Source organism: Mycobacterium sp. 94-17, from assembly GCF_035617725.1.
Classification (GTDB): domain Bacteria; phylum Actinomycetota; class Actinomycetes; order Mycobacteriales; family Mycobacteriaceae; genus Mycobacterium.
Map to the genome: position 1 here is coordinate 71,976 of NZ_JAPIYN010000007.1, position 11,912 is coordinate 83,887.

At 68.6% G+C, this 11,912-nt stretch carries 13 protein-coding genes; 3 read left to right on the forward strand and 10 right to left on the reverse strand.

The genetic code is table 11. From position 1 onward, the window contains the following. Positions 1-82: 82 nt before the first annotated feature. The 8 genes from era to hrcA are packed head-to-tail and all read right to left on the reverse strand — an operon-like array spanning position 83 to position 8,359. On the reverse strand, positions 83-982 hold the full coding sequence (era, locus tag OQ789_RS10575) for a GTPase Era (RefSeq protein ID WP_324685544.1): 900 nt from the start codon (positions 980-982) through the stop codon (positions 83-85). Continuing rightward, on the reverse strand, positions 975-2,285 hold the full coding sequence (locus tag OQ789_RS10580; protein ID WP_324685780.1) for a hemolysin family protein: 1,311 nt from the start codon (positions 2,283-2,285) through the stop codon (positions 975-977). Before OQ789_RS10580 ends, era begins: the two co-directional genes overlap by 8 nt. A 24-nt stretch (positions 2,286-2,309) precedes the next feature. Next, positions 2,310-3,587, reverse strand: coding sequence for a hypothetical protein (locus OQ789_RS10585; protein WP_324685545.1), 1,278 nt, complete (start codon positions 3,585-3,587; stop codon positions 2,310-2,312). After that, positions 3,584-4,117, reverse strand: coding sequence for an rRNA maturation RNase YbeY (gene ybeY / locus OQ789_RS10590; RefSeq protein WP_324685547.1), 534 nt, complete (start codon positions 4,115-4,117; stop codon positions 3,584-3,586). The genes OQ789_RS10585 and ybeY overlap by 4 nt, the downstream gene beginning before the upstream one ends. 20 nt (positions 4,118-4,137) lie before the next feature. Continuing rightward, complete coding sequence (locus OQ789_RS10595; protein WP_324685549.1) at positions 4,138-5,196, reverse strand: PhoH family protein; 1,059 nt, start codon at positions 5,194-5,196, stop codon at positions 4,138-4,140. 56 nt (positions 5,197-5,252) lie between these two features. Further along, positions 5,253-6,101, reverse strand: coding sequence for a 16S rRNA (uracil(1498)-N(3))-methyltransferase (locus tag OQ789_RS10600; protein ID WP_324685551.1), 849 nt, complete (start codon positions 6,099-6,101; stop codon positions 5,253-5,255). 24 nt (positions 6,102-6,125) lie between these two features. After that, positions 6,126-7,271 carry a molecular chaperone DnaJ gene (gene dnaJ / locus OQ789_RS10605; RefSeq protein WP_324685553.1) on the reverse strand — a complete coding sequence of 382 codons (1,146 nt, stop codon included), beginning with the start codon at positions 7,269-7,271 and terminating at the stop codon, positions 6,126-6,128. A 56-nt stretch (positions 7,272-7,327) separates the two neighbouring features. Then, a complete protein-coding gene (gene hrcA / locus OQ789_RS10610; protein WP_324685555.1) occupies positions 7,328-8,359 on the reverse strand; it encodes a heat-inducible transcriptional repressor HrcA in 1,032 nt (343 codons plus the stop codon). A 182-nt stretch (positions 8,360-8,541) separates the two neighbouring features. Between hrcA and OQ789_RS10615 the strand changes: the two genes are divergently transcribed. The 3 genes from OQ789_RS10615 (at position 8,542) to OQ789_RS10625 (ending at position 10,423) form a co-directional block, all read left to right on the forward strand. Then, on the forward strand, positions 8,542-8,856 hold the full coding sequence (locus OQ789_RS10615; RefSeq protein ID WP_324685557.1) for a type II toxin-antitoxin system VapB family antitoxin: 315 nt from the start codon (positions 8,542-8,544) through the stop codon (positions 8,854-8,856). A 77-nt stretch (positions 8,857-8,933) separates the two neighbouring features. Further along, positions 8,934-9,530 carry a carboxymuconolactone decarboxylase family protein gene (locus OQ789_RS10620; RefSeq protein WP_324685558.1) on the forward strand — a complete coding sequence of 199 codons (597 nt, stop codon included), beginning with the start codon at positions 8,934-8,936 and terminating at the stop codon, positions 9,528-9,530. Next, positions 9,527-10,423: a sigma-70 family RNA polymerase sigma factor gene (locus OQ789_RS10625; RefSeq protein ID WP_324685560.1), complete on the forward strand. Its 897-nt coding sequence runs from the start codon at positions 9,527-9,529 to the stop codon at positions 10,421-10,423. Before OQ789_RS10620 ends, OQ789_RS10625 begins: the two co-directional genes overlap by 4 nt. Here the strand turns inward: OQ789_RS10625 and OQ789_RS10630 are convergent. After that, on the reverse strand, positions 10,417-10,938 hold the full coding sequence (locus OQ789_RS10630; protein ID WP_324685561.1) for a hypothetical protein: 522 nt from the start codon (positions 10,936-10,938) through the stop codon (positions 10,417-10,419). The two genes, OQ789_RS10625 and OQ789_RS10630, sit on opposite strands and share 7 nt — an antisense overlap. A gap of 251 nt (positions 10,939-11,189) precedes the next feature. Then, positions 11,190-11,729 (reverse strand): hypothetical protein, encoded by a 540-nt coding sequence (locus tag OQ789_RS10635; protein WP_324685562.1) that lies wholly within the window; start codon positions 11,727-11,729, stop codon positions 11,190-11,192. Between the last annotated feature and the right edge of the window lie 183 nt (positions 11,730-11,912).

The window sequence follows — 11,912 nt, forward strand, 5'->3', positions numbered from 1 at the left end:
CCTATTGGTCGGCCGCGGCGGGCGCGCGCCGGTTAGCCGCAGCGGGCCCCGGTCGGCCACAGCGGACGCGCGCAAGCAACCGCTAAAAGCCAAGCCGGCCAAGCTGTTTGGGATCGCTCTGCCAATTCTTGGCGACCTTGACGCGCAGGTCGAGATAAACCTTGGTGCCCAACAACTTTTCGATCTGGGCGCGTGCGGCGGTACCCACCTCCCGCAGCCGGGCGCCGCCCTTGCCGATGACGATCCCCTTCTGGCTGTCGCGCTCGACGTAAAGCAGCGCGTGCACGTCGATCAGGTCGTCGCGATCCTGGCGCGGGTTCACTTCGTCGATGACCACCGCCAACGAATGCGGCAACTCGTCACGAACGCCCTCGAGGGCGGCCTCCCGGATGAGCTCGGCCATCAGAACCTCTTCGGGTTCGTCGGTCAGCTCCCCGTCCGGGTAGTACGCCGGCCCGGGCGGCAGCGCGGCGGCCAGCACGTCGATCAAGATGTCGACCTGCGCCCCGGTCAGCGCCGACACCGGCACGATCTCGGCCGAGTCGCCGACCAACTCGCTGACCGCCACCAACTGCGCGGCCACCCGATCTTTCGGCGTCTTGTCGATCTTGGTGACGATCGCGACCAGGGTCGTCTTCGGCGCGGTCGAACGGATCTGTTCGACGATCCAGCGGTCGCCCGGACCGATCGCTTCGTCGGCCGGGATGCACAGCCCGATCACGTCGACCTCGGAATAGGTATCGCGCACCAAGTCGTTCAGGCGCTTGCCCAGCAGGGTGCGCGGCCGGTGCAGGCCCGGCGTGTCGACCAGGATCATCTGAAAGTCCGCTCGGTGCACGATGCCGCGGATGGTGTGCCGGGTGGTCTGTGGTCGCATCGAGGTGATCGCCACCTTGCTCCCGACGAGTGCGTTGGTCAGCGTCGATTTCCCGGTGTTGGGACGACCGACCAGACACACGAAGCCGGAACGGAATTCAGTCATGAGACACGGGTTCCTCGCCCTCGGATGGATCGCGGGATTCGACCGGGCTGAGCAGGACGGTGTTGATGCGTACCCGGCCCCGGTGATCGGTGCCGCCCTCGGCCTGCAGCCGCAGGCCGTGCGAGACCACCTCGGCGCCCGGCAGCGGAACCCGGCCCAATTCCAGGGCGAGCAGCCCGCCCACCGTGTCGATGTCGAGATCGTCGTCGAATTCCACGCCGTACAGCTCGCCCAGGTCTTCGATCGGCAGCCGGGCGGACACCCGGAAGTGCTTGTCGCCCAGGTCTTCGACCGGCGCCGTCTCCGCCTGGTCGTACTCGTCGGCGATCTCGCCGACGATCTCTTCCAGCACGTCCTCGATGGTGACCAGGCCGGCGATCGCGCCGTACTCGTCGACGAGAAGGGCCATGTGGTTGCGGTCGCGCTGCATTTCCCGCAGCAGCGAGTCCAACGGCTTGGAGTCCGGCACGAAGACCGCCGGGCGCATCACCTTCGACACCGGAGGGGTCCGGCCACCGTCGCCGGACAAAACCGTCTGCTGGACAAGGTCTTTCAAATACACCACGCCGACGATGTCGTCGACGTTCTCGCCGATCACCGGGATGCGGGAGTGCCCGCTGCGCACCGCCAGGTTGATGGCCTGGCTGGCGAACTTGTCGCTTTCGATCCAGATCATCTCGGTCCGCGGGACCATCACCTCGCGGGCGGGGGTGTCACCGAGTTCGAAGACCGACTGGATCATCCGGCGTTCCTCGGCGGCCACCACACCGCGCTGCTGGGCCAGATCGACGACTTCGCGCAACTCGATCTCGGAGGCGAACGGCCCGTTGCGCAGGCCGCGGCCGGGAGTCACCGCATTACCCAGCACCACCAGCAATCGGCTGATCGGCATCAACAGCCACGAGATCGCTTGCAGCGGAAGCACTGTCGTCAACGCAATGGAGTAGGCGTTCTGGCGGCCGAGCGTGCGCGGCCCCACCCCCATGACGACGAAGCTGGTCACCACCATGATGGTCGCGGCGCCGAACAATCCCCACCGCAGCCCGAAGTTGTCGTAGAGGAACACCACCAGCAGCACGGTCGCCGTGGTCTCGCAGGCGATCCGCAGCAGCACCACCAGGTTGATGTAGCGCGGCCGCTCCGACATCACCTTGGACAATGCCACCGCGCCGGGCCGCTCGTCGCGCACCAACTCCTGAACCCGGGCCAGCGACACCGTGCTGATGGCCGCATCGATCGCCGCGAACAATCCGCCCAGCGCGATCAGCGCGACTGCACCGAGCAGCTCAGACCAGCCGGTCAATTCTCGACCTGCCAAGCCTTGGCACTAGGCGTCAGCGTCAGCCTCAGCGTCCTGCTCCTCGTTGCGGTTGCGGCGGTTGAGCAGCCAGGCGATCAGGCCCACCACCACCGCGAACCCGCCGAAGCGCAGCGGCAGTGTCCATCCGGATTGGTGGGGTTGGCCGGGCTCCTGGTGGTGGACGGCCAGCAGCACCAGGAAGCTGCCGTCGTCGGTCGGCCCGACGCCCGGTGTCGGCTGGGTCTTGATCACCCTGATCTGGGCGGGCGCGCTGGTGGAGTTGTCGATCAGCCCCCAGGCCAGGGTGGAGTCGTCGAGCAGGAAGGTGTCCTGGCTGCCCGCGGGCTGGCCGGAGTCGTGACCCACCACCGCCACGTGGCCCACTTCGACGGTCTCCGTCTTGGCGGGGACGGACACAATGACGTGGTCGTAGAGCTTCGGGGGTGCCGGCGGCTTGTAGTCCGGTGGCGGGGCGCCGTTGTGGTCGTTCGGCGGTACCGAACCCCCGCCGTAGAAGCTGCCGGCCGCGACATAGCTGTCGCTGACCGCGGTGAACGGGACGACGCCCACGGTGGCGGCGTCGAGCACCATCCGGGCCCCGCGTGCCAGGTGGGCCTGCTGGTAGGCGCCGTTGTAGAAGTAGCGGAACGTGACCGGCTGGTTGAGCGGGTTGTAGATGGTCGGGCGCCGATAGGCGTCGTCGTAGTCGATGTAGTCCCAGTGGCGCGGCCGTACGAACTTCTGGTCGTCGACCTTGAGGATGTCGACGTTGTCCCGGTGGGAACTCACGACGTTTTGCACCTGCTGGTCGAAGTCGACCTGGGTGGGCGGCTTGGGCGGGTTGGCGGGGTCGACGCGCGTCAACGGCGCGGCCTTGGCCGCCGCGATCGCCACGGCCGGCGCTTCCAGCCCGCGCGGCGGCGCCACCAGTGGGGCGTTTCGCGGCATATCGGGCCCGGGGGGACCGATCTCCACCGGCACGGCGTTCTGACCCGAGTTGGGCGGCGGGAGGATCAGCGGGCCTTGCACCGGCGACGGGATCGGGGGCGGCTCATACACCGGAACGGGAATTTGCGGGATCGGTCTGGGCGCGTTGCTCGGGGGTCCCTGGACCCCGCGGGTGTCCTCATTGCACACGTTCGCGGTGTGATAGGCGTTCACGTAGAACATGCAGTGCTCGCAGGCGGCGGGACTCGATCCCGCGCCCGAACACGGGGCGGCCTGCGCCTCGTTGCCGGTGCTGACCAACACCGGCAGCGGTGCGAACGCGATGGCGGCTGCCGCCAGAATCTTGAGTGACCTCAATTGTCGAAATACCTTGACTTGTCCAGCAATCGGCGGTCGCGCTCGAGCTGACGGTCCTGATGGTAGGCCTCGACCTGTTCGGCGACCCACTCCTCGAGAAGCCGGTCCTGCAGGGCGAACATCTCCCTCTCCTCCTCCGGCTCGCCGTGGTCGTAGCCGATCAGGTGCAGCACGCCGTGAATGGTCAGCAGCGCCAGCTCGTGGCCGAGACTGTGGCCCGCCGCGGTGGCCTGGCCGGCCGCGAATTCCGGGCACAGCACGATGTCGCCCAGCATCGAAGGGCCCGGATCGGGCGCGTCCGGGCGCCCGCCCGGCTCCAGCTCGTCCATCGGAAAGCTCATCACGTCGGTCGGGCCGGGCAGGTCCATCCAGCGCATGTGCAGGTCGGCCATCGCGGCGGTATCCAGCAGCACCATCGACAGCTCGGCGGCCGGGTTGACGTCCATCTTGGCGATGACAAAGCGCGCGACGCTGATCAGTTCGGTTTCGGAGACGTCGACGCCCGACTCGTTGGATACCTCAATGCTCATAGCGTCCGCTCACCGCACCATCATCGACGACCGCGCGAGCCCGCCGCCCGCCGCGCCGCCCGGTTCACCGTCAGACCGGGCTCGTCAAACTTCGCATAGGCGTCGACGATCTCCGAGACCAGGCGGTGGCGCACCACGTCCACACTGGTCAGCTCCGCGACGTGGATGTCGTCCACGCTGTCCAGGATCTCCATGGCCGAACGCAGGCCGGACCTGGCGCCGCCCGGCAGGTCGACCTGCGTGATGTCGCCGGTGACAACGATTTTCGATCCGAAGCCGAGCCGGGTGAGGAACATCTTCATCTGCTCGGCGGTGGTGTTCTGCGCCTCGTCGAGAACGATGAACGCGGAGTTGAGGGTTCTTCCCCGCATGTATGCCAGCGGCGCCACCTCGATGACCCCGGCGGTCATCAGCTTGGGGATCAGCTCGGGATCCATCATGTCGTAGAGCGCGTCATACAACGGCCGCAGATACGGGTCGATCTTCTCGCTGAGCGTGCCGGGCAAAAAGCCAAGGCGCTCACCGGCTTCCACGGCCGGGCGGGTCAGGATGATGCGGCTGACCTGTTTGGTCTGCAGGGCGTTGACCGCCTTGGCCATTGCCAGATACGTCTTGCCGGTGCCGGCCGGACCCACACCGAAGACGATGGTGTTGGCGTCGATGGCGTCGACGTAGCGCTTCTGGTTGAGCGTCTTGGGCCGGATCGTCTTGCCGCGCCGCGACAAGATGTCCAGCGTCAGCACTTCGGCCGGTGACTCGTTGTCGGTGCCGGCCAGCATGGCGACGCTGTGCCGCACCACTTCCGGGGTCAACGGCTGGCCGCCGGCAACGATGGCGACCAGCTCGGAGATCGCCCGCTCGGCGAGCGCGACGTCGGCGGGCTCACCCGCGACGGTGACCGCGTTGCCACGCACGTGCAAATCGGCGTTCAGACTGCGCTCGAGGGCCCGCAGGTTCTGGTCCGCCGAGCCCAACAAGCCCATCACGACATCGGGCGGAACGTCGATGCTGCTGCGAACCTGAGCAGAGGCGGGGACGGCTCCGGCTGCGTCAGCAGCGCTGGTCTCGCGGGGCGTCACGTGGCTCTCGATGCCTGCCTTCTCGGTTCGTCGGTGGGTTGCTGGGCCGTCTCAGTCTACGCCGAGGGCCTGGGTTGTTCAGCGTTGTGCAACGTACTCGACGACGGGCCGGTGTCGCGAACCTGCAGCGTGAGGTCGTTTGCCGAGACGTCGGCGCGCCGGTCCCAGCGCGGGGTCAGCACACCGAGGGCGCCCAGGGCCACCGCCGCTGCCGTCGACGTCCGCAGCACCTGGGGACCGAGCCGCACCGCCGCCGCGCCCGCGTCGGCCAACGCCGCCATCTCGTCATCCGCGATCCCGCCCTCCGGACCGACCACCAGCAACACCGAGTTTGCTTGTGCCAGTTGGATATCCGCCAGTCCATCGGTTGCCGACTCATGCAGCGCCAGGGCCGTCGCACCGGCGGCCACCTCGTCGCGAATCCGACGCGCCAGTTCGGCGGTGGACAGCACGCCGTCGACCGTCGGGATGTGCGCCCGACGGGATTGCCGGGCCGCCGACCGCGCGGCGGCACGCCAACGGCGCAACCCCTTGTCGGCGCGGTTGCCCGGCCAGTGGGCCACGCAGCGCGCGGCCTGCCACGCCACGAACGCGTCGGCGCCGGCTTCGGTGGCCAGCTCGACGGCGAGCTCGGAACGCTCCGACTTCGGCAGCGCCTGCACGACCGTCACCGGCGGTGAGCCGGGCGCCACGCTCCAGCGCTCGAGCACCCGGGCGCGCAGGCCGTCGCGCCCGGCCTGCTCCACCTCGCAGTGGGCCAGGGCTCCGGCCCCATCGCCGAGCACCAGTCGCTCGCCGGGACGGATTCGCCGCACCGTGGCGGCGTGAAAACCCTCGTCACCGCCCAGCACGGCGAGCGAGCCGGGCTCGGGCAGATCGTCGAGGTAGAACAGGGTCGCGACCATGTGCGCGGCTTCGCGGGCTACCGGCTAGCGCCCGGTGAAGGTCTCGCGCAGCCGGCTGAACAGGCCTCCGCCGGCGTGGGTGGAACGGACTTCGGGCACGTCACGGTTGCGGTGGGCCTTGAAGTCGCGCAGCAACTCGGTGTCGCGGTGGTCCAGCCGGGTGGGCACCACCACCTCGACATGGACATGCAGATCGCCCCGGGTGCCGGACCGCAGGTGCGGCATGCCGTGGCCACGCAGCGTGATCACCGATGCCGGCTGGGTGCCGGGCGGGATGGTGATCTCGCTGACCCCGTCCAGGATGGCGTCGACGGTGACGGTGGCGCCCAGCGCCGCGTCGACCATCGGCACCGAAATCGTGCAGTGCAGGTCGTCGCCTTCACGGACGAAGACGTCGTGGGCCTGTTCATGCACCTCGACATACAAGTCACCGGCCGGGCCGCCCCCCGGGCCGACCTCGCCCTGCGCGGCGAGCCGCACGCGCATGCCCTCGCCGACGCCGGCGGGGATCTTGACGCTGATCTCGCGACGGGCCCGCACCCGTCCGTCGCCCATGCACTGGTGGCAGGGATCGGGGATGACGACACCGACGCCACGGCACGTCGGACACGGCCGCGACGTCATCACCTGGCCCAGCAGCGAGCGCTGCACCGTCTGGACCTCACCGCGACCACCGCAGGTGTCGCAGGGCACCGGCGCCGAATCGCCGTTGGTGCCCTTGCCCTGGCATCGGTCACAGAGCACCGCCGTGTCGACGGTGACCTGTTTCGTCACGCCGGTGGCGCACTCTTCGAGGTCGAGCCTCATCCGCAGCAGCGAGTCCGAGCCCGGCCGCACCCGCCCGATGGGGCCGCGCGACGTCGCGCCGCCACTGAACCCGCCACCGAAGAACGCCTCGAAGACGTCGCCGAGGCCACCGAATCCGCCGAATCCGCCGCCGCCCGCGGCCGCGTTCTCCAGCGGATCCCCGCCCAGGTCGACGATCCGGCGCTTCTCCGGATCGCTGAGCACCTCGTAGGCGGCGCTGATCTCCTTGAACCTGGCCTGCGCGGCCTCGTCGGGATTGACGTCGGGATGCAGTTCGCGTGCCAACTTGCGGTACGCGCGCTTGATCTCCGAATCGCTGGCGTTTCTGCTCACGCCGAGCAGCCCGTAGTAATCGCGTGCCACCCTTGACTCTCCTATACCTGGTCTTTCCCGCGCCTACCCACCGTGCGGGTGCGCGTTCATCGAGCACCCAGGACGTCGCCGATATAAAGGGCAACCGCAGCAACGCTGGCGATAGTTCCCGGATAGTCCATCCGGGTGGGCCCCAACACCCCCATTCCCCCGTAAACGGTGTCAGAGGTGCCGTAGGCGGTGGTCACCACGGAGGTGCCCAGTATCTGCTCGGCGGCCGTCTCGTGGCCGATGCGCACCGTCACCTTACCGGCTTCCTGCTGGGCAGCCAGCAACCGCAGCACCACCACCTGCTCTTCCAGCGCCTCCAGGATCGAGCGCAACGAGTTACCGAAATCAGCCGCGTTACGTGTCAGGTTGGCGGTACCGCCCAGCAGCAACCGCTCTTCGGTGTGTTCGACAAGCGACTCCAGCAACACCGTCGCCGACCGGCCGACGGCGTCACCCAGGCCGTCCGGGCTGCTCAACTGCGCGGCGAGGTCGGCCACCGCGACCGAGGCGGCCGAGAGCTTCTTGCCCACCAGCGCCTGGCCGAGCACATCCCGCAGCTGAGAGAGCCGGTGGTCGTCGATGACGTCACCGAGCTCGACCACCCGCTGGTCGACACGGCCGGAATCCGTGATCACGACCATCAGCAGCCGTGCCGGGGTCAGGGCGATCACTTCGAGGTGCCGCACGGTGGACGACGACAGGGTGGGGTACTGCACCACGGCGACCTGCCGGGTCAGCTGCGACAGCAGCCGGACCGCCCGGCGCAGCACGTCGTCGAGATCGACCCCGGACTCGAGGAAGGTTTGAATCGCGCGCCGTTCGGCCGAGGAGAGCGGCTTGACGTCGTCGAGCCGGTCGACGAATTCGCGATAGCCCTTCTCGGTGGGCACGCGTCCGGAACTGGTGTGCGGCTGGGTGATGTAACCCTCGGCCTCCAGTACCGCCATGTCGTTGCGGATCGTGGCCGACGAGACGCCGAGGTTGTGACGGTCCACCAACGCCTTGGATCCGATCGGCTCTTTGGTCGCGACGAAGTCGGCGACGATGGCACGCAGCACCTCGAACCGACGGTCATCGGCACTTCCCACCTGCCGCCACCTCCCTCGATACCGCGTTGACCGGATTCATTTTACGGGCTCGCGCAGCGCCGACCGTGATCAGCGGCGGTCCCGAAAGGGCCCACTACGCGAAGGCCCGCTGTGCGATACCCGTTAGCCTTTCTGAGAATGACCCGGTTGGGCGACGGCAATGAGTCGGAAAGGGTCGGCCGATGATCTTCAAGGGCGTGCGCGACGGCAAGCCGTATCCCGAGCACAATCTGTCCTATAAGGATTGGTCGCAGATACCGCCGCAGCAGATCCGGCTCGACGAATTGGTCACCACCACAACGGTGCTCGCACTCGACCGCCTGCTCTCCGAGGACTCCACCTTCTACGGTGATCTTTTCCCGCACGCGGTGAAGTGGAAGGGCATCACCTACCTCGAGGACGGCCTGCATCGCGCGGTGCGCGCCGCGCTGCGGAACCGCACCGTGCTGCACGCGCGGGTGTACGACATGGATATGGCGCCGGGCCCGCCCGGGTAAGTGTCACGTTCTGGCCTCGCCGCGTGTCGACGTAGTAGGGGCGTTGGTCAGCACCACAACTTGCCAGGAGGATCGCCATGCCACGGCTTCAAGGAGTTTCCGACCGCGACGCAGGCCTCGGCGCCAAGATCGCCTTCTTTTTCACCAGGCGCAAGCTCGCGCACATGACCGGGCTGGAAACCGCGCGGATGCTTGAACCGCTGCGGATGTATGCGCACATCCCGCGACTGCTCAGCGCCTACGGCAAGTTGGAGCAGGCCGAGTCGAAGCTGGACGTCTTGAGTCCCCGCCGGCGGGCGCTGGCCGACCTGAAGTCGGCGACGACGGTGCGCTGCACATACTGCATAGACCTCGGCTCGCAGATCGCCCGCCGCTGGGGCATCACCGACGAAGAGTTGCTGGCCCTGGCCGATTTCGAGGACGCGCCGTGCTTTTCCGACACCGACAAGTTGATCCTGCGGTACGCCACCGCGCTCAGCCGCACCCCGGTTGAGGTGACCGACGAACTGTTCGAGGGCCTGCGCGCGCACTTCGATGCCGCCCAACTGGTCGCCCTGACCCATGTGATCACCCTGGGCAACCTGCGTGCGCGTTTCAACATCGCGCTCGGTATTGGGGCCGCGGGGTTTTCGGGCGACCGGGTGTGCGCCGTTCCCGAGACCGATCGCCCGTGACGGCGGACGCATCGCTGGCGGCGCGCTTCGAGGCGGCCCGCCCCCGGCTGGGCGCCATCGCTTACCGCATGCTGGGCTCGATCGACGACGCTCAGGATGCGGTGCAGGAGGCGTGGCTGCGGCTGAGCCGCAGCGCGGGACCGGACGCCGGGGACGCCATAGCGAATCTGGACGCCTGGCTGACCACCGTGGTGGCCCGCATCTGCCTGAACATGTTGCGCGACCGCCGGTTTCGCGGCGGCGCCGAGCCTGCCGCGCACCTGCCGGATCCGATCGTGGAGGCGGACGGGGAGTTCGACCCCGAACACCGCGCGATGCTGGCCGACGCGGTGGGCCTGGCGCTGTTCGTGGTGCTCGACTCGCTGTCGCCGGACGAGCGGCTGGCGTTCGTGCTGCACGACGTCTTTGCCGTGCCGTTCGATCAGATCGCGGCCGTCGTGGACCGGACGCCGGAGTCGGCCCGCAAACTCGCCAGCCGGGCCCGGCGACGGCTCGAGCGGGCCGATCCGGCTCCCGACGGCACCGTGGCCGCGCAACGGGAGGTGGTCGACGCCTTCTTCGCGGCGGTCCGCGGCGGCGACTTCGACCGGCTGGTGTCGGTGCTCCATCCCGACGTGGTGCTGCGCGGCGACTTCGGCGCCGACGCGGCCGTCTTCCGCGCCCGGGGCGCGGCCTCGGTGGCCGAGCTGGCCCGCGGCTACGCCGGGCCGGAACGCGAGGTGCGTGCCGCGACCGTGAACGGCGCGGCCGGCGCGGTGATTTTCGTCGCCGGCCGCGCGGCATCCGTCATGGGTTTCGTGGTGCGCGACGGCCGGATCCGCGCGATCGACGTGCTCGCGGATCCGGCGCGCATCGCAACCCTAGACCTTCGCGCGGTGCGCGGCGATCACTGACCGGCGGCCTGCAGCAACTGCATCGCCGACGCCCGCGACAGCACCCAGCCGCCCTGGTTGACGAACGTGACGTTCTGCGTCACCGGCGACGTCAGCCTGGGGCCGGACACCGCAACGTCGGCGGTCGCCGAACCTGGCGCGGCGGGCTGAATGTTCGTGACGTCGAACGACAGCGGCAGGTCGCCGTTCTTGGCCGCCTTCTGCAGCTTCTTGTCGGCGACGTGCGCTTCGAGCCCGCTGATGCCACCCTGCACCAGGTTGCTCTTGCCGGCGAAGGAGACGCTGGGGTCGGCAAGGCTGGTGAGCACGCCGGTCAGCTGGTCCGACGTGGGCACGTTGGCGCCCGCGACCGGCGCCGCCGGCGGCTGATCCTGCGGAAGCGGCGCACCGGCCGTGGCCAGCCGCACCGCGGTGGCCGGCGCACTCGGCGTCGCCACCGAGGCCACCCCGGCGGCGGCGCCCCCGACGATGCCCAGCGCTGCCACCGCGGTGGCAATCGTCTTGACGGTTTTCATGGTTCCCCCTTCGGTGGGCACGGACCTCGACGCGTCCTCGGCGGTGCCAGCGTGCCCTTGGCGTCGGGTATTTCGTGTCCCGGCAGCGTTACGTTACGGCGACCGGATGTGGGGAAACCCTGAGCGCACTGTGCGCCGGCTGTGCCAGAACGGGGGAATCAAACGCGAAACCCCATACGCCGCCTTGCGTTGGCGCATGGGGTTTCGCGTGCGACGTCGGCGTTGCCGCCGAATCACCGGTCAGTCGGTTGTCAGTTCATCGCCGTCGACGCCTGCACCAGGGCGAGCGCCGCGTCGTGTTGCAGGACCCAGTTTCCGCCCTGGTTGACGAACACCAGGTGCTTGTTGACCGGCCCGGCGAACTTCGGCCCCGTGATGCCCACGTCGGCCTGGGCCAAGTTCGGGCCCGCGGGCGCGATGTTCGTCACGTTGAACTGCTCGGGGAAGTTCCCGTTCCGGTAGGCCTTCCGCAGGTCGTGGTCGGCCACCATGCCCTCGTTTTGACTGACGCCGTTTTCAATCAGGTTGGCCTTGTCCCTGTAGTTGACGCCGGGGTCGGTTACTTGGGTGCAGAGGGTGGCCAACTGCTCCGCCGTCGGCAATTGCCCCGGCGCTCCCGGCGGCGGGGGCGGAGGAGGCGGCGGCGGGTCCTGCGGCAGTGGCGCACCGACCGCGGCCAGTTGCACCTGACCGAGGCCGATCGGTGCCGCGATGGAAGCCACACCTGCGGCGGCGCCGCCGATGGCGGTCAAGGCCGCCACGCCCGTGGCAATGGATTTCGCTGTTTTCACAGGTCCCCCTTCGATGGACATGGACCGTGGCGGATGGCCGCACGCGTTCGCACGTCTCCAGTTGATGAAGATGGTGTAAGTGTGCACCGCGACTCCGGAATTTGTGTCTCGGGTCGGTCACGGTACGACGACGCTACGGTCGCGTCGTGGGAAAACGTGCCGAATGTCGGGCGCCGACGGCAC

Coding starts and splice junctions, on each gene's coding strand:
- era (WP_324685544.1), bottom strand. CDS start 982: ATGACTGAATTCCGTTCCGGCTTCGTGTGTCTGGTCGGTCGTCCCAAC.
- ybeY (WP_324685547.1), bottom strand. CDS start 4,117: ATGAGCATTGAGGTATCCAACGAGTCGGGCGTCGACGTCTCCGAAACC.
- OQ789_RS10630 (WP_324685561.1), bottom strand. CDS start 10,938: ATGAAAACCGTCAAGACGATTGCCACCGCGGTGGCAGCGCTGGGCATC.
- OQ789_RS10620 (WP_324685558.1), top strand. CDS start 8,934: ATGCCACGGCTTCAAGGAGTTTCCGACCGCGACGCAGGCCTCGGCGCC.
- OQ789_RS10600 (WP_324685551.1), bottom strand. CDS start 6,101: ATGGTCGCGACCCTGTTCTACCTCGACGATCTGCCCGAGCCCGGCTCG.
- OQ789_RS10615 (WP_324685557.1), top strand. CDS start 8,542: ATGATCTTCAAGGGCGTGCGCGACGGCAAGCCGTATCCCGAGCACAAT.